Source organism: Bradyrhizobium sp. OAE829 (genome assembly GCF_040546575.1).
Lineage (GTDB): Bacteria > Pseudomonadota > Alphaproteobacteria > Rhizobiales > Xanthobacteraceae > Bradyrhizobium.
On the sequence record NZ_JBEPOE010000001.1, the window covers coordinates 5,989,966 to 6,007,863 of the forward strand.

Sequence of the window (17,898 nt, forward strand, 5' to 3'; positions counted from 1 at the left end):
GGGTGCGGGAGAAGGCGGATCGGGTCGGCCAAGCCGGACCGGTCGCGGTACGATGTCTTCAACAGACGACAGCTCTCATGTCGGCGCCGGGGCCCTTCGGGTTCGCGCTGCAATCGCGTTGGCCCGCTCGAGAAGGGCCTCGGCGCGCTGTACGACCGGGATGTCGATCATCTTGCCGTCGATGGCGAACGAGCCGCGCCCCTCGGCCGCTGCTTGCCGATCGAGCGTCACGATGCGCTCGGCATCCGTGACTTCCTGCGCCGACGGACTGAAACCGGCATTGAGGATCGGCACCAGTGATGGATGAATACAGGCCGACCCTACAAAACCGAAATCCGCCGAGCGCCTCACGATGCGGGTGTAACCATCGAGATCGGCGAAGTCCGCCACCGAGCCGATGGTGCCAAGCGGCATGATGCCAGCGGCACAAGCCGCCTGCACGATCTGCTGCTTGGGCATCAGCATGGTCTCTTCCGACGGCTTGGCACCGATGGCGGTGGCATAGTCCTCAGCGCCCAGCGAAATGCCGGCCAGCCGCGGCGTCGATCGCGCAATGTCATATGCCCTGGCGAGCGGTCCCGGCGCCTCGATCAGTCCGATGAACCAGATCTTGCCGGCCGGCAACCCGCGGCTCAGTTCCAGCCGCGTCACCATCTCATCGAGCAGGCGCAGATGTTCCGGACCTTCCACCTTCGTAATCATGATGGCATCAACGCCGGGGATGACGGCGGCTTCCAAATCCCGCACCGCCAATTCGAGCGGCTGGTTGATCCGCACCATCACGTCAGAATGGCCGGTGTCGCGGAAGCGCTTGACGATGTCTGGCACAAGCGCGCGGGCGGCGTCCTTCTGCGCCAGTGGGATGCTGTCCTCAAGATCGATGATCAGCGCATCCGCGCCGCGGGCGACGGCTTTAACCACGAAGCGTTCGACGTTGGCGGGCACGAACAGCGCAGAACGCCAGACAGGGAATTTTTGCGGCATCGTCATGTCGTCTTCTCCTTCGCAAGGCCAGAGGCTAAGACGGCCTTAATGTCTTCGTCCGTCAGGCCGGCTTCAGCCAGAATTTCACGGGTATGCTGTCCAAGGCGTGGCGCCGGTGTCCGGATCGTCCCTGGCGTTTCGGAGAGGCGTGCTGGCACCGCATGCATCGGGAATGATCCCATGTCCTCGTCGGGATAATCGGCGAGCAGGGCGCGCGCCTGCACATGGCGGTCGTTCATCAACCGTACGATATCGTTGACCGGGCCGATGGTCACTTCAGCCGCTTCGAAGAACGCCACGTTGTCGTCCATCGTCCGTGCGCCGATGAAATCGCCGATGATTCGGTCGAGTTCGACGACATGAATGAGGCGCTGTTCGTTGGTCTTGAAACGCGGATCGTCGCAGAGCTCAGGCCGGCCGATCGAACGCAACACCCGCATCGCCATGCCCTGGGTGGATGCCGACAGGGCAACCCAACCATCATCGAGCGTCCGATAGACATTGCGCGGTACTGATCCGCTCGAGCGGCTGCCGCTGCGCGGCTTGACCTTGCCGGTGAGCCGGTAATTCGCCGCTTGCGGTCCCAGCGAATTGACGATCGGGTCGAGCAGCGGCAGGTCGACGACCTGGCCCCGTCCGCCATTTATTTCGACTTCGCGTAATGCCGCCATGGCGGCGAAGGCGCCGGTGAGGCCAGACAATGCGTCGGCCAGATACATAGGCGGCAACACCGGTTCGCGATCGGCGAAACCGTTCATCTCGGCAAACCCGGAGAAGCCTTCGACCAGCGTACCGAAGCCGGGTCGACGGTGGTACGGCCCGGTTTGTCCCCAGCCTGAGATACGGATGATCACGAGCTTGGGTTCGAGACGCAGCAATTCGTCCGGCGCAAGGCCCATTTGCTCCAAAGTGCCGGGCCGGAAACTCTCGATCAGCATCGCGGCGCCGGGAATCAGCTTGCGGATCAGGGGCACGGCGTCATCGTGTCGGAATTCGACGCACAGGCTGCGTTTATTGCGCGAATGCACCTTCCAGGTGGTTTCGATGTTGTTGATGCGCCAGCCGCGCAGCGTGTCGCCTTCGCGCGGTTCGACCTTGATGACGTCGGCACCAAAATCGGCGAGGTGCTGCGTCAACAGATTGCCGGCAACTAGACGCGAGAGATCGATGACGCGAAGCCCGCTCAGCGGGCCACGCGCGCCGGGCGTGTAGTCCGCGCGCGGCAGTCCGGACACGGCTGGGGTTGCGTCAATGGGATTGGGCATGGGCCTGTTCTGTAAAAAGAATGCCGCCAGTTAGGGGGAGCCACAAGCGCAACCGGCGGTCGGTGGTTGCAACTTGCGTTTCAATGCGGATCTGATTGCCGCCGACATCGAGTCCGATCTGCCAACGGCCGCCGACATAGGAATGACTCATCACCGCTGCATTGACGATGGTGCCATCTGTCGCTGTCTCATTGTCGGTGGCGATCCGCATCTGTTCAGGCCGATAGGCAAAGGTGACCTTGTCACCCAATGCCGGGCGGCGTGCGGACTGGATCGTGACGCGCTGCCCATCGGCGAGGCTGACCAGCGTTTGTCCGTTGGCGCGCGGTGCTTCGACGACGTTGCCGGCCAGGAAATTGGTGGTACCGATGAAGTCGGCCACGAAACTGTCGGCGGGCCGTTCGTAGATGTCCTGCGGTGTGCCGATCTGACTGATCCGGCCGCCATTCATGACCACGATGCGGTCGGAAAGCGCCAACGCCTCAACCTGATCATGCGTAACATAAATGGTGGTGAGGCCAAGGCGCGTACGCAGTTCGGCAAGCCAGGTTCGCGCGCGGTCGCGCAGCTTAGCGTCGAGGTTCGACAGTGGCTCGTCGAGCAACAGGATTTCCGGCTGATAGACCAGCGTTCGAGCCAGAGCGACGCGCTGCTGCTGTCCTCCGGACAACTCATGTGGATAACGATTCTGAAATCGCTCCATCTCGACCAGCGCGAGGCATTCCGCCACGCGCCGTTTTCGATCAGCTGAGGAAACTTTTCGTAAGGTCAACGGAAATACGACATTGTCGTAAACCGTCATGTGCGGCCACAACGCATAACTCTGGAACACCAGTCCACAATTGCGCGCTTCCGGTGGCAGGAAGATCCCCTTGTCGCCATCGAAGTAGGTCTTGCTACCGACGCGGATACGCCCGCTGGTCGGCTGATCCAATCCGGCAATGGCGCCGAGCGTGGTTGACTTGCCGCAGCCCGACGGTCCGAGCAGGGTGACGAATTCACCATCGGCGACACGGATGTTGACGTCATCGACGGCGTGAACCGGCCCGAACTGCTTGTGCAGGTTTTCAATCAACAACTCAGCCATAAAGCTTCACCCCGAATATCGCGCGCGCAGCCGTGACGCAGATTCCGATCACCAGCACCTGAACTGTCGCCAGCGCCGACACCAAGCCGACCTCACCTTGCGTCCATGCCTGCAGCAGTGTGGTGCCGATAACCTCGCTGCCGGGCGCAAACAAAAAGATCGCAGTGGTGTACTCCTTGAAGAAGGTGATGAAGAGAATAATGAAGCAAGCAACTAGAGCCGGTCGCATCAGAGGCAGCACGATACGGCGGCTGGCCGTCCACCAGTCCGAACCCTGAACGCGCGCGGCTCGGTCGAGGTCCGGGCTCATCTGCATCAACATCGGCGCCACCGCGCCGAGACCAACGGGGATGTAGTGCATGGTGAAGGCGATGATCAGGATCCAGATGGTGTTGCGCAAGCTTCCCAGGCCCGGCACCAGTGCAAACGCGTAGAAAAACCCGATGCCGGCGACGACGCCGGGGACTGCGCGCGGAAACAGAGCGACATAATGCAGCGGCCCGCGCCACCGGAAATCCGAACGCAGCACGATAATGGCAATCAGCGCGATCATAGCCGTCGCCAACACTCCGCCGACGGCGCTGACGAGGAAGGAATTCCAGATCGAGCGCAGATAAACCGGATATTCGAGCATACTGGTGAAATTGCCGAGGGTCAGCACCTCAGCGAGCGGCGCCATCGGCGACAACAGGCTGGTGAACGAGCGGAGCACCAACACACCGATTGGTGCGACCACTGTCGCCAGAATATAGATCGCTGAAACCAGGCACAGCGGCCAGCGCAGCCGGTTGAGACGGAAAGGCCGCGGCCGCGTGGCTTTGCCGCCGAGGGTGACAAAGCGCCTGGTATTGCCCAGCAGTCGTCCTTGCAGCCAGACCAGTACGCAGACCACGACTAGCATCAGTACGGCAGCGGTCGCTACCAGTCCGTGGTCGGGCCGGGCCGACGCTACGCCGTTGTTGTAGAGGAAAGTGGTCAGCACCGTGATGCCGGCGGGATCGCCGAATACCAAGGGAATGGCGAGCAGTTCCAGTCCTACGGTGAAATTCAACACCGCGCTGTAGGTGATAGCCGGTAGCAACAGCGGCAGCGTGATCCGCCACAGCGTCCTGAGGGTACCGGCACCGGCGACGCGCGCTGCTTCCTCGAGCGAGGGATCGGTGATGGTCGCCGAGGACATGCAGTAAATGTAGGCGACCGGCGCTTGCGAGACGCCGGCGATCATCGCCATTCCTGGCAGAGTGTAGAGATTCCACGGCGCATCGCCGAAGATATCCTGCGTCAACAGTGTGAGATAACCGGCGGGGCCGTAGATCGTGTACCACCCGAACGACAATACCAGCGCCGACAGATAGATCGGCCAGAGGAACAGTTCGCCGAACAACCGCGCGGCGGGCATGTCGGTGCGGCCGAACAGCACCGCCGCCAGGGTGCCGAGCGTTTGCGAAATCACGGTGGTAAGTGTTGCGAAAACGACCGTATTCCAGACCACCAAGCCGAAGCCGTTGGTCTGGAACAGTCGTCCGAAATTGCCGAGCGTGAACTGTTGCCCAGCGTCGTAGAGCGCGCGATCCAGCAGCGACTGGTACAGAACGGGAATGAGCGGCGCGGCGACCAGGATAACAGTCAGCAGCGCCATGCCGTATTGTACGGCGGTGTCGCGGCCGGGTAGGGGTGTCGGCAAGGCATCGGCTATTACCGCTGTCTGCGCGCCGCCGGGATCAGGAGACATTGAAGGTTTGTTTCCAGCGCGCCACGAAGGCGTCGTAATCCCGCAGGGCGTCCGGGTCGTAGCCGATATAGCAAATATTCTGTTCGCCGACCGCTTCGGCAATCGAAGAGTAGGTGTGCCGAATCCCATCGCCGGGCTTGATACCTGGACGCGCCGGCGTCAGCCCGCCGCGTCCGAATGCGCGCTGGCCATCTTCGGAAATGATGTAATCGATCATCAACTTGGCGGCGTTGACATTGCGAGATCCTTTCGGGATCGCCACGCCGCGCAGTACCACAGGCTGACCATCGGCGATGAAACTCCAGCCCAGGATGCGTGCCCGCGCCGGATCGTTCAGGCGCGGCCAGAAGGTGATGGCCGAGACGAAATACCCAGCCGCATACTCGCCGGCGGTAACCTTCTCGGTCATCGGTCCACCCGAGCGTTCGAAGCGTGGTGTGAGCTTCGCGAGTTCCGCGAACCACTGCCATGCCTTCTCGCCGTGTTTCTTTGCGAAGGCGTAGTTGATGCCATAGCCGAAGGTCGTCTGATGCACGCCATAGCTGGTGATCTTGTTTCGCCAGGGCCGCTCGTTCGCCGTCGCGAGCGCCACGAACTCCGCGAACGTCTTGGGCCGCTTGCCCTCCGGCACCAGGCTATTGTTCCAGATCATCGCCATGGGGTCGGACGAGACGGTGTAGACGCCGGGAAACGGCTTCGCCCAGTCCGGCCACGCCTGCGCCTCGGGGGACATGTAGTCCAGGATCTCGCCGCGCTTCTGGAAATCGATCCATCCGCCGGGATCTGCGGTGGCGATCAGATCGCAGGTTCGGCTGTTGGTGCTGCGCTCGGCCAAATAGCGCTCGAAGCTTTCACGCGAGGCCGGCAGATCCAGCGTCTCGACCTTGATCTTTGAATAGAGCTTGTTGAAGCCTTCGATAACCGGCCGCCAGTTCTCGGGCGACATGATGGAATAGATCAGCAGGCTTCCTTCGCGCTCAGCATCGGCGATGATCTGGCGATAGACATCGGGATAGCCGCTCGTTCCGGTTTGAGCGCGGGCGGCGGGGAGGCCCATGGCGGCTCCCAAAAGTGACATCACCAGCACGCTTCTGCGATCGATGCTTGGCATCTTTGTATTTCTCCCGATCTGCGCTATTGTAGATCTGCGCTTATATTGGCGCCAATTTGTGCGCAATAATGGATTGGTGTCAAGGGGCGGTGCAGGCGAGGCGATGACAAAAATCCGGAAGGAACATCTAAAACGGCATCTGGCAGCAGAGATCGCGGCCGCGATCACGGAAGGCGCCTATCGCCCAGGAGAATGGTTGCGACAGATCGATCTCGAGGAGACGTTCGCTGCCAAACGTTTCGATGTCCGCAGCGCACTCAGCGAACTGGCTGCGCGCGGCATGGTGACCCACGTGGCAAATCGCGGATACCAGGTAATGCGGCCGGACCTGACGATCGTTCGCGAGATGCTGGCGATCCGAATTCTGCTGGAAGTCGAGGCCGTCACACAAGCTTTGCCGCTTATCGGTCCGGCCGAACTCGAACGGATCAAGTCCGCTCAGAAAGCGTTCGAGAACGCGGTGGCCCGCGGCAGCAAGGCGGACCAGGCCAACTCCAACGCGGCTTTTCACGACGAGATCTATCGTCATGCGCCGAACCGATCGCTGTCCAAATTCGTGGTCGAAATCCGCAATCGCGTCATTCCCGGACCGATCGCGCTGTGGCCCTCGTATGCCGATCTCCAAAGAAGCGCCGCGCACCACGTCGACATCGTCTCTGCGATCGAGACACGTGATATCGACGCGTTGGTCGCCGCCGTACGCCGCCATATTACAGAGTCAGGGGCCAACTATCCGTCCGGTGACCGCGGTCAGGGGCACACTGAAGCCTCCGCGGCCCGCCCATAATGACTCGGCGAGTCCGGCATCGTGATCAGGGCTTGCTTTTAACCGGCCGGAAGATCTTGAACGGCCTCGACGCGCAATTGCCTCGGGGCCATTTGTTAGCTCCCGCCATCCCAATAATGCTAATGCCGCTAGTTACTTCGACTGCTGATCGCACTCTAGCGCGCAACTTCGCTAATCATCGTGTCCAGCGCGTAGACAGCAAAAGAAATAGCGCCCGATTAGCCCGGTACTTGGCCGCTGGCTGGGTGCTTTCAAACCCGCCGATAATCGTGACCCCGCAGCGGTCGCAGACCCGCCATTCCCACTTGGTCGAGCTTCGCTTGGTAACCAACACTTCCAACACGGCCGCGCCCCACGATCCCCAGTTGCGTACCGTCAAGATAGTAAGGGGCTTTAAAGGTGTCGGTTCGCTTTTAGACGTTCAGGTGTAGTTTGATGATTGCGAATGTTTGAAAACAGTGTTTGAAAAACAGCGTCGGACCTTTAGGTCGAAAGGTGGCTACCTTGCGCGCCTCTTGCCACAGCTCTCGCGTGCCCGTCTACTAACTGTTCGGCGCAGCGTTTGGCTTCCTCGTCATTGTCGCAGTGGACCTCAATGCGATTACGGATATGTCCGTCGTCGCCAATGACGTAGGCATAATACCCCATGCTGGCATCGTTTGCTTCGGAGGCTGGAGGCCGGGCAGCCTTAGCTAATCCTGCATATCGGCGCCGGTCTCCGGCTGCCGCGCCCTGCGGATTAGCCTCTCACGCTCAATTCAGGGCGGGTGCCGCGCGCCTCCATCACGCAGGCGCGCTTTGTCTGTTCTGCTAGGCGCTTCCGCTAGACTAGGACCGTAGGCCATTAAGCCCACAACCGCCGCTGGTACGTCGCAACGATGGGCTGTCGACCTCAGCCGATTGAGCAATCGCAGTTTCAAAGCCAGCCTCGTTCAATGCGTCTTCGACGATAGGTTGAACTATTGCATCGTCCTCAACGATAAGTACGATTAAAAGGTGTTCTGCCACTTTATCCCGCCTGCAAATTTCCATGCTCAAACGGCGGGAAGGGGGCTAGTCCCCGCATATATGCCCAAAAGTGAACATGGGTAGCTGCCATTCTACCTGCCGCAGGTCTTATCAGGTCGCCAAGTCACCCATTCGTCGATTTCGGCAAGACTGTCCGCTAAAGAGCGAGCCTGTTACTGTTAAAAGCATCTGGGTCGTCACTCGACCACCTTGTCGGCACGAAGCAAAAACGCCTCCGAAATGTTAAGGCCGAGCGCTTTGGCCGTCCTCAAATTCACGAACAACTCAAACCGGGTCGGTTGCTGCACGGGAAGTTCTCCGGGATTTGCTCCTTTAAGCACAGGCTCGAGGTAACGCGACGCCTGACGGACCATTTCCCCAACATTGGGTCCATACGAGATCAAGCCACCAGCCTGAACCCATGCACCCCATCCAGCTACCATCGGAAGACGATGCCGGTTAGCAAACTCGACGATCCGTGGCGCGTTGGCATCCGTGTGCCGCGAAGAAACGACATAGAGACTGTCGATGTCGGCTTTCCTCGCCGTTTCAAGTGTCTGATCAAGCTCGGCTGGATCGCGGATGTCTACCGGTATGAGTTCGAGACCAAGCGACTTTGCTGCGCGCTCTGCCACCGGCAGCTCGTTGTCGCGGTGGCCTGGATCGCGGACGAGTGCAACGCGCGCAATACGGGGCGCCGCCTCCTTGAGGATTTCGAGCCGCTTGGCTGCGAGATGATCCGACAAAAATGTGACGCCGGTCGCATTCCCTCCAGGCCCTGCTAAACTCCTGGCAATGCCGAGTTGAACCGGATCGGCACTCATGGCGTAGATGATGGGGATAGACTGCGTCGCCTTCGTAACATGCGGCACAACATCGCCACCTAGGGCAATTATGACAGCGGGCTTGCTCTGGACCAGTTCCGCGGCGAGCGCGGGAAGTCGCTCCGCCCGCCCCTGAGCATACCGGTATTCGATGGTGAGGTTTTGGCCATCGACATAGCCGTTCTGCCGGAGGCCCTCCAGAAGTGCTTGTGTATTCGGATTGCGCTCTAGCGAGCCGTAGATCAGCACCCCAACGCGGGGGCGGCTGGCCGCCGGCTGTTGCGCATTTGTGCCCAGCGAAAATGACGACAAAGCACCAGTGGCCGCTACTCCTGCGATGAAAATTCGTCGCAGCATATCGAGTCTCCACGCCATGGACGGTGACAGCGTACACCAAGTGGTGCCAGAATCTAACATATTGCAAGGCGCTACCGTGCCGGCGCCGTCATGCAGCAAGCCGAAGCAGTTCAAGATGCCGGGCTGAGCCCGCTTGTAGCATGCAGCGAGAACACCAATCCGCTTGCAGCGGCCCGACGTGACTTTGCCGGGGAGACCGGGCCTGGTGAGGCCTACTGGAATCTTGCCGATTTTCGAAGCAACACCTTCGAAATGGAATGGCCACTGCCATCCGGCCGTGGCGCGCGGTTCCAGGTGTCAGCCACGATCGCGTTGATCGCGAACCACGCGACTCGCGGATACTTGGGAGAGGTAAATCCACTCCGAACTATTGGGCTGCGCATTGAACCTTTCGGCGGCCCCTCAGACAGATACAGTTAAACGTTCGCCCCGTACCTGCCGCAGGACCAGTCGATGGAAGACCCGACGACTTTTCTGAACCGGCTTGGTAAGTTCGTGCTGATACCGATTGGCCTGCTGCTGTTTGTCGCAGCCGCTTGGTCCATCTGGAGTACGAATAGCTGGCTTGCGCGCACCCTCGAAGTGGAGGGCGTGGTCGTCGAGATGGTGCGCATGCGCGAAAGCGACGATAAGGGTTACGTATTCTCGCCGATTGTGCGTTTCGAGACAGCAGACGGCGGAACTCACAAGTTTCAGTCCGGCCTTCGAACCTATCCGCCAGCCTACCGGACCGGCGAGATTGTTTCGGTGGTCTATGACCGGGCAGTACCTGACGCGGCCATGATCAGAAGCCTGCTGTCACTCTGGTTGATGCCAATCATTCTGAGCTTCATCGGAACGATTTTCTGCGCCATCGGGATATTCATGATCGTGATGTGTAGCTGGCATCGCGGGTTTTCGACCGGCCGATGGCTGCCGTCAGCCGACCCGCGCCAGAAGCGAGTGCAGCCCTCGGCAGGACCACTCCATGATCGCACTCCGGCGGATTGCGCATCCGCGCGTGTTGCTGCCGGCCTGCGGCATGATTTTCCTGCTGCCGCTCGTGCTTTCGCTGCCCACCCTTAACGCGATTGCCGCGGCTCCTAGCGAGAGATCGACGCTGTGGGAGGCATGCCGCAACAAAGACGGTGAGGCAGCGCTCGGCGCCTGCATGGCGATCATCAACACGCGCGGCATACCGATCGGCGAGCGCGCCGCCGCTTACTACACGCGTTGCTACCACTACATCCTAGTGCACGACTATCGGAATGCGCTCGCGAGCTGCGATAGGTCGCTTGAAGACAATCCATCCCTCGTCGACGCTTGGCTGAACCGGAGCACGATACGCAGCGGGTTTGGCCAGTTCGATCTCGCGATCAAGGACGCGACCCGCGCGCTCGCTCTGGCCAACACCAATTCGGATCGCGCCGGCGCGCTGCGCAACCGCGCTGCGGCCTTGGTCCGACGTGGCAAAATCGCCGAGAGCCAGGCCGATCTCGACCAGGCGGCGAGACTGCAATCGGGTGATGTTTACAACTTCATCAACCGGGCAGACTTCCTGCTGCAGGTCGGCCGCCCCGATGAGGCCCTTCATCACATTGCGCGGGCACGCGCCACCCGGCCCACCACCAGCTTTTCACTGCAGAAGATGCACGCCGACATTGGCCTGCTGCACGGTAAAGCCTTGGTCTCACGGAAGCGCTATGCGGAAGCTCTTCCGGTGTTAGCTGGGCTGCTCAGGATCGACGCGAACAACGCCGAAGCGCATGCCCTCAAGAGTGTGGCACTGGCCCGAACCAACAATGTCGGCGCGGCGCGGGATGCGCTGGCCATCGCGCGACGGCTGCCGCTCTCCAGTCCGGACGCTGCCGATGTGTTCCGCGAGGCGGAGCAACTGGTGCGCGAACTAGACAACGCGATGGCGCCGCGGCTTGAGAATTCCGCGGAGCCGGCGCGAGAGCGGAGCAACCGGGTCGCGCTCATCATCGGCAATACCGCCTATCAGAACGTTGCACCGCTCACGAATGCCGGTCGTGACGCGGAAGCGCTCGCGGCAGAATTCGATACGCTTGGCTTCCGTAAGGTGACGCTCCTGCGCGATCTCTCGCGCGAACAGATGTTCGCGGCGCTGAGAGCATTCGCAGCGGACGCCGAAACGGCCGACTGGTCTGTGATCTATTTTGCCGGCCATGGGCTCGAGATGGGAGGCGTCAATTGGCTGGCCCCAGTAGATGCGCAATTCAAGACCGATCGCGATGTTCGCCTTGAAGCGGTGTCGATCGATGAGTTAGGCTCCGCGATCGAGGGTGTGCGGGGCTTGCGGCTGATCGTGCTGGACGCCTGTCGCAATAATCCATTCGCACCGCAGATGCGGTTCACTAACAGCACGCGTTCGCTGGGGGCGGGCTTGGCGCGCGTCGAGCCCGAAGGTGGTACCATGATCGCTTATGCTGCGAAAGCCGGCCAGGTGGCGCATGATGGGGACGACGGTAACAGTCCGTTCATGAAGGCGCTGCTCAAGCGATTGAAGCAGCCGGGTTTAGAGATATCGATGCTGTTCCGCTTCGTTCGTGACGACGTGCTGGCCGCGACTGGGCGCCAGCAGGAACCGTTCGTGTATGGCTCGCTGCCGAGCGAGCCCTTCTACTTCCGCAGAGCGGCAACGGCCAACCGGTGAGGTCGGGCATTGACGGGTGCAGTCGGGTGAAACGGGAAGAAAGCTTCAGACGCTGCCGGACCGTGAAGCGGAGGTGAGGTTGGGGGCGGTCGGATGTACGCGCGTAGCTTTTGACTCAAAGTGGATCCTGGTCCGATTAGTTGGTTGAACGTAAAGATGCGGGTGAATACGGAGTTGTCGAGACGGTTGCGAGCCGACGATCGGATCACTTGCGGTAATCAATGCTTGGGCGTTGGCACTGTTCGAACGCGTTTCGCTTGCGTTTCTGGCATTGACAGTGAGGGTTGCCAGACCCAGTTTCGTTGCCCTGCTTCGGCATCCTCTTCTTCGATTTTGAAACTTCGGGGTCGTGGGGTTCATCAGAAGTGTAATGCGGGAAACTTTTGGGGCAATTTCCTGGAGCAATCGGCAATCGCAACTGCGCTCATAGCTACAACCAGCTCACTTTGCCTCGCCGTCAAAGTTCGGATTTTGATGAATACCCGGACTCGCGTCACGAGCCCGGGTATTACGTTTGGCTACGGCATTAGCGTGTCGGCTTGAGCGTATTCTCGATCAGGTAGGCCGTGGCCTTTGGGGCTACCTCCTCGCTGGCGCGGATCGCGAATCGATAGTGCACACCACCCCAGACGCGGACATTCTTCTGCTCCTCAGCCATATCGGCCAGGCTGGCGAACTGCCTGGTCCGCTTCGGATCCCGCACATCGGTCGCCGTGAACGGAATGGCGTTCACAGGCCCGAAAACCGATTCCAGGACCGCCACCGCGGTGGTGGCGTTGTAGGTCGCCTGCGACGGGTATTCAGGATGCATCGGCGTCGGATTGAACGATGTCCAGCCGGCATCGCGATCGGTGGCATCGTTGCCGTCCTGGTCGCCATTGCGGATAGCGGTGACGGGCCGCCAGAAATTGTAGTAGTACTTCGACTCCCAATTGAGAACGTAGGCGTTCGCCAGACCCATGTTGAGCAGTGCGAACAGGCGCGCACATTCAGCGAGCGGCATTTCTTTTGTCTTCGCAAGCTCGCGCGCCGCCGCTTGTAGGGCAGGGCCGAAATTGACGTTGCCCCAGAATGTTACCGCTTCGGTCTGCTCGGGAGTGCGCGCCGTGCTCTTGGTGCCGCCGAGGCTCTTCACCTCGTTGTAGTCGCGGGCCCACTCTGCGCTCGACAGCGCCGGCGGCGGGCCGGGCCGGAACTGGTCGGCGCCGTTGAGCACCCATGGCTTCGCGCGCGCATATTGCTCCCACACCGGCAGCGTCGTCGGCACGTAGGCCCCGGGAGCAGCGTGCGGCCTGTAAGTGTCGGGAGCGTTGGTGCCGTCGTTGGCGCGGTTGGCCTGGACCGCGGCGGCCACCTCCATACCCAACTTGACGCCTTCGGTCTTTGCGGGCCCCTCTGGGATCGCCTTGAGCGATGCCGCGTAGCCCTCTTCGATCTTGGCTTTCTGCTGCGGATAGACCTGGGTGAGGATCTGCTGCGCGGCCGCCGCGGCCGCGGCTTCTGCGGATGCGCTTGGTGCGGCCGGAAGCGTTGCGACCACGCGCGTGTAACGATTCTGAACCGTGTTGATCGCGTCGGACATGGCGACATGCACCATGGCCAAGGTGCGGAGTTTGGGATTGTTGCCGACGTCGTTCGCCACCAGATCATTGGTGATGACGTTCCAATCGGTGACTACATCGGCGCGCGCGGGCGCTGCTAACAGCGCTGCCGCGACTATGCCCGGCAGCAAAGTTGCAGCCGATAATTTCAAATCGGATCTCATTTTGTGCCTCCCTTTGTGGTGCCCACATATGCGGACCCTCCACACGGTGGGCACGGTCAGTCTCCTTCTTTCCCCCGGCGTGGACTATTGGTCGAGATGACGCATCCTCGCTGTTTGGCTTCTGGATTGGCTGTCTACCGAATTCTGTATAACTCTACCGCTTCGTCCGAAAGTGGCTCTGCCGGCCCGAAGCTATTTCGGATTGCGCGGGAACGGGATAAACCCGTCCCGGTTCGGCATTCTCACCTTGGGCAGCGACTGCGCATCGATCACATCGTTCGACCCGACGATCCCGTTGAGATCGAGGACATAGGCCGTTACCGCGTAGACTTCGTCCGCGGTGAGCGATTTCGACTCTTGGAATGGCATTGCGCGACGGACATAGTCGAACAGCGTTGTTGCGTAGGGCCAGTAACTTCCCACAGTCTTTATCGGTGTTTTGTCCGGCGCCAGTGTGCCCATGCCACCGACGAGCGCTCCAGCGAGCGCGACACCAGGCACGATCCCCTTATCGCCGTGACAAGCCTGGCATTTCGCTACGTAGATGGCTTCTCCCTCGATGGCGGTGCCACGACCAGGCGGCAGACCTGCGCCATCCGGTCCAATGCTGATGTCCCACGCTGCGATATCGGCGGGCTCGATCGGTTGCCCGAACTGCGGGGATTGGGCCAGAGCTGCCGATACGCCAGTCAGCACGGACGCGCAGACTGCAATGGCTTTAGCCGTAAACATTGCTAGCCTCCCCCTTCTCGTCGATGCGCCAGCTTGCGATGGCGTTGTAGTGGTAGACCCCACGCAAGCCGCGCGCGTCAGCAAACTGCGCGCGCGTTGGCTGCACCATGCCCGTGTCGTCGGTGGCGCGACTCTGCAGCACGGCTGGACCGCCCTTCCATTGCCATGCTGCGCGGAAGCGCACCGGCGCCTTTGGTAGGATCGGGCCCTGCAAAGCAGCCGCCGCCCAGCTTCGTCCCCCGTCGGCCGACACGTCGACCTGCCGGATGCTGCCGTTGCCCGACCAGGCCTGGCCGGAAATCTCGTAAAATCCCGGTCCTCTCAGCGTGAGTCCCGGCGACGGACGCGTGATAATGGATTTCACTTCCATCGGGAATACGAACTGCCACGCCTTTTCATCCTTGAGCAGGATCGTGTATTTCGATGTTTCGTCTTTGGTCATTACGGGGTCGGCGGTCAACTTGAGCCGGCGCAGCCACTTCACATTCATGTTGCCTTCGAAGCCAGGCAGCAGCAACCGCACCGGATAGCCATTCGAAGGCCGCACTCGCTCGCCGTTCTGATAGAGACAGAGCAGCGCATCATCCATCGCCTTGGCGAGTGGGATGCTGCGGCTCATGGCTGCAGCATCTGCGCCCTCGGCGATCACCCAGCGCGCCTGAGGTTCGATGCCGGCTTCGTCGAGCAACGTGGAGAGCCGCACGCCGGTCCATTCCGAGCAACCCAGCAGACCGTGAATTGCGGCCACATTGAGCGGCTGCGCCTGAGGCGCGTTGAGCGCCTGACTGTTGCCGCCACACTCGATGAAGGCAATGCGCGATTGCATCGGATAGCGCGACAGCGCTTCGACCGTGAACACAAGCGGTCGCTTCACAAGTCCATGGATCACCAGTCGGTGTTGATCGGGATCGATTTCTGGGACGCCAGAATGGCTACGCTCGAAATGCAGCCCGGATGGCGTAATCATTCCTTCGAGCATGTGCAGCGGCGTGCGTGACGCGCCGACACCGGCCGGATTGGGGGGCGGCGGAAAGACTTTGATGACCTTGCTCTCGAACGGTGAGGGCTGGCCGTAGCCCGCAAATCCCGGACCCGGCACCTTCATCCATGGCTGCACCGTAAGCGGTTCTGCCGCTCCGCGGGACACGTCCACGCCGGTCGCACCGGCAACGAGCGCGCCTTCAAGGAAGATGCGGCGGCTTAGAATTCCATTGCCCGCCGCCGGATCGCCTGGTTCGGGATGATTTTTTCTAACCATGAGCAGCCCTCCCTCGTTGCTGTCAAATTAAGCATTTTCGCCTGCCCATGCGCACGGCGAATGCTCGGTGATAAACCAGCAAAAAAGATGGTCGGTTATATTGAGTGCGCGATGCCCGCCGACGGCATTTCCCGGCGCCATTCGTCTCGAAGACGGAGACGTCGGCCCGTCCCGTCTCGAAAACAGCTTAAAGAAGATTACAGTATCCCACGCCCATCCAAAAGTCCTTCGTGTTGGCTACGATGTCGCACAAATAATCCAGTGAAAGCCAATGGTCCCATGTCCGTGATGGGTCCAACCTGACTAGGAGCGAATGGCCGCAATTGGCGGATTTTGTTGCAAAAGTCAGTTGAGACAGGCCGCGAAGCGTGATTCCGTTGAGGTTACGCGATTCTCGGTGAGGTCGATCCATGATGGGCCGTCTGCAGAGTGACCAAGGTCAACTGTTCTACGAGTTTCGTCTTGGCGATGCGGTCCCCGAAGATCATCTGGTGCGGAAGATCGACACTGCGCTCGATCTGTCGTGGCTTCGCAGCGAGCTTGCGCCTCATTATTCGTCGATGGGTCGTCCATCGATCGACCCGGAACTGATGATCCGGATGCTGGTGGTGGGGTATGTGTTTGCGATCCGCTCGGAGCGATTGATCTGTCGTGAAGTGCAGGTGAACCTGGCCTATCGCTGGTTCTGCAAGCTCGGTATCGAGGATGCTGTCCCGGATCATTCGGCGTTTTCGCGTGCCCGGAACGAGCGTTTTCGCGAGGGGGATATTTTTCGCCGGGTGTTCGAGCGGGTCGTCGAGGCGTGCATTGCGGCCGGTCTGGTTGGCGGCGAAGGCTTCGCCGTCGATGCGAGCCTGATCCAAGCCGATGCCAACAAGCAGCGCTCAATCGCAGGTCAGGATTGGCGCAGGGATCGTGATCCGGCGAGATCAAGCCGCGCTGTGAAGGAGTATCTGGCGACCCTCGACGATACGGCGTGGGGCGCCGCCAGCGACGTTGTGCCAAAGTTCGTCTCGCCGTCCGATCCCGCGGCCCAGTGGACCGGGGCGCACAAGGGGCCGGCATTCTTCGCTTACTCCGACAACTATCTCATCGACGTGAAGTTCGGCGTGATCGTTGACGTCGAGGCCTCCCGCTCCATTCGACAGGCCGAGGTCGGCGCGGCAAAGACCATGATCGAGCGAACAGAGGAACGCTTCGGCCTTAAGCCGGAACGGCTTGTCGGAGATACCGCTTACGGGGCAGCTCCGATGCTGAACTGGCTGGTCGAGGAGAAAGGCATCGCGCCACATATCCCCGTGTTCGACAAGTCGAAGAGAGATGACGGCACCCTCTCGCGCAGCGACTTTCGATATGATCCGACCAGCGACGTCTACCACTGCCCGGGCGGGAAGCAGCTCGGAACGAGCGGCACCGTGCACGAGGGCAAGACACTTCTATATCGCGCCAGCAAACTCGACTGCGATGTATGTCCGCTCAAACCGCAATGCTGTCCGAAAGACCCATCGCGCAAGATCCCGCGCGACATCCATGAACACGCCCGAGACGTTGCCCGTTCGCTTGCGGAGACTGAAGCCTTCGAGCAGTCACGCCGTGAGCGCAAGAAGATCGAGATGCGGTTTGCGCACCTCAAGCGCATCCTGAAGCTCGGCCGCCTTCGACTGCGCGGTCCACGAGGCGCCCAGGATGAGTTCGTTCTGGCTGCCATCGCCCAGAACCTGCGGCGGCTCGCATCGCTGGTTGCGCGACCGCCACCCGCTCGGGCTCTCTGTATTGCGTAAGCGTAATAGTTGCGTAGAGAGTGTCAGGGTCGAGGGACCAAACCCCGTCGCCCGAAGTCAAATGGCCGAACGACATCATCGGTCACAGCCGACTTTTGCAACAAAATCGGCGCGAAGCAGTCATTCATATGCTGAAGGAACTTTACGCCGGGGATTCAAGGCCCCTCAAGAGGTCAATTGAGCGTTCTCATTTCTTGGTCGAAAGCGACTGAAAATTCAGTTCGGCAATGACGTGTGCCGACGTACGAAACCACCCCTGACGTCTCGCCAGAGGCGGTCTTCAAAGAATTTGGTCAGAGTGTCCGGTGCCGGGCTTGGCTGTAAATAAGCTCATAAGTTCCACGGCCGCTGCAACCATAGCTAGGTCGATGTCGACCTTAAGGCCTATGATGGGATAACTCCAACTGACACGTGGATGATCGGCAGATCAAGATTTACTGCGACCGGATAAATCCAAGGAAGCGTAGAAAGTGGATAACTAGTATTTTGTTGGCGATTCGCAGCAGCCAGGTTCTCGAATGACGATGGAAGTCTCGTGAAGAAAAGTAGGA

Annotated in this window: 13 protein-coding genes; 4 read left to right on the plus strand and 9 right to left on the minus strand. The window is 60.5% G+C overall.

The window, feature by feature from the left end:
- Positions 1-75: 75 nt before the first annotated feature.
- The 5 genes from ABIE49_RS28775 to ABIE49_RS28795 are packed head-to-tail and all read right to left on the minus strand — an operon-like array spanning position 76 to position 6,347.
- Entirely contained in the window at positions 76-990 is a 915-nt protein-coding gene (locus ABIE49_RS28775) for an HpcH/HpaI aldolase/citrate lyase family protein (protein ID WP_192740799.1), read from the minus strand.
- Positions 987-2,249, minus strand: a complete 1,263-nt coding sequence (locus ABIE49_RS28780; protein ID WP_192740798.1) for a CaiB/BaiF CoA transferase family protein — start codon at positions 2,247-2,249, stop codon at positions 987-989. Before ABIE49_RS28780 ends, ABIE49_RS28775 begins: the two co-directional genes overlap by 4 nt.
- The gene (locus ABIE49_RS28785) at positions 2,233-3,336 is read right to left on the minus strand and encodes an ABC transporter ATP-binding protein (RefSeq protein ID WP_192740797.1); all 1,104 of its coding nucleotides are present in this window, start codon (positions 3,334-3,336) and stop codon (positions 2,233-2,235) included. The genes ABIE49_RS28780 and ABIE49_RS28785 overlap by 17 nt, the downstream gene beginning before the upstream one ends.
- Positions 3,329-5,068 (minus strand): ABC transporter permease, encoded by a 1,740-nt coding sequence (locus tag ABIE49_RS28790; RefSeq protein ID WP_192740796.1) that lies wholly within the window; start codon positions 5,066-5,068, stop codon positions 3,329-3,331. Before ABIE49_RS28790 ends, ABIE49_RS28785 begins: the two co-directional genes overlap by 8 nt.
- A complete protein-coding gene (locus ABIE49_RS28795; RefSeq protein WP_354067031.1) occupies positions 5,058-6,347 on the minus strand; it encodes an ABC transporter substrate-binding protein in 1,290 nt (429 codons plus the stop codon). Before ABIE49_RS28795 ends, ABIE49_RS28790 begins: the two co-directional genes overlap by 11 nt.
- Between ABIE49_RS28795 and ABIE49_RS28800 the strand changes: the two genes are divergently transcribed.
- Positions 6,283-6,966, plus strand: coding sequence for a GntR family transcriptional regulator (locus ABIE49_RS28800; RefSeq protein ID WP_192740795.1), 684 nt, complete (start codon positions 6,283-6,285; stop codon positions 6,964-6,966). The two genes, ABIE49_RS28795 and ABIE49_RS28800, sit on opposite strands and share 65 nt — an antisense overlap.
- A 1,205-nt stretch (positions 6,967-8,171) precedes the next feature.
- Here the strand turns inward: ABIE49_RS28800 and ABIE49_RS28805 are convergent.
- Positions 8,172-9,155, minus strand: a complete 984-nt coding sequence (locus ABIE49_RS28805) for an ABC transporter substrate-binding protein (protein ID WP_192740794.1) — start codon at positions 9,153-9,155, stop codon at positions 8,172-8,174.
- 453 nt (positions 9,156-9,608) lie between these two features.
- On the opposite strand from ABIE49_RS28805, the gene ABIE49_RS28810 reads away from it, so the two are divergent.
- Together ABIE49_RS28810 and ABIE49_RS28815 are read left to right on the plus strand one after the other, a co-directional pair.
- The gene (locus ABIE49_RS28810) at positions 9,609-10,220 is read left to right on the plus strand and encodes a DUF3592 domain-containing protein (RefSeq protein WP_192740793.1); all 612 of its coding nucleotides are present in this window, start codon (positions 9,609-9,611) and stop codon (positions 10,218-10,220) included.
- Positions 10,123-11,811 (plus strand): caspase family protein, encoded by a 1,689-nt coding sequence (locus ABIE49_RS28815; RefSeq protein ID WP_192740792.1) that lies wholly within the window; start codon positions 10,123-10,125, stop codon positions 11,809-11,811. Before ABIE49_RS28810 ends, ABIE49_RS28815 begins: the two co-directional genes overlap by 98 nt.
- A 526-nt stretch (positions 11,812-12,337) precedes the next feature.
- Here ABIE49_RS28815 and ABIE49_RS28820 read toward each other — a convergent pair.
- The 3 genes from ABIE49_RS28820 to soxC all read right to left on the minus strand — a co-directional run bounded on the left by ABIE49_RS28820 (position 12,338) and on the right by soxC (position 15,566).
- Positions 12,338-13,576 (minus strand): vanadium-dependent haloperoxidase, encoded by a 1,239-nt coding sequence (locus ABIE49_RS28820; protein ID WP_192740791.1) that lies wholly within the window; start codon positions 13,574-13,576, stop codon positions 12,338-12,340.
- Positions 13,577-13,768: 192 nt separating this feature from the next.
- On the minus strand, positions 13,769-14,308 hold the full coding sequence (locus tag ABIE49_RS28825) for a c-type cytochrome (protein WP_192740790.1): 540 nt from the start codon (positions 14,306-14,308) through the stop codon (positions 13,769-13,771).
- Entirely contained in the window at positions 14,295-15,566 is a 1,272-nt protein-coding gene (gene soxC, locus ABIE49_RS28830; protein ID WP_192740789.1) for a sulfite dehydrogenase, read from the minus strand. Before soxC ends, ABIE49_RS28825 begins: the two co-directional genes overlap by 14 nt.
- A gap of 410 nt (positions 15,567-15,976) precedes the next feature.
- Here soxC and ABIE49_RS28835 point away from each other — a divergent pair, with 410 nt between their 5' ends.
- A complete protein-coding gene (locus ABIE49_RS28835) occupies positions 15,977-17,347 on the plus strand; it encodes a transposase (RefSeq protein WP_354066552.1) in 1,371 nt (456 codons plus the stop codon).
- Positions 17,348-17,898: the final 551 nt, after the last annotated feature.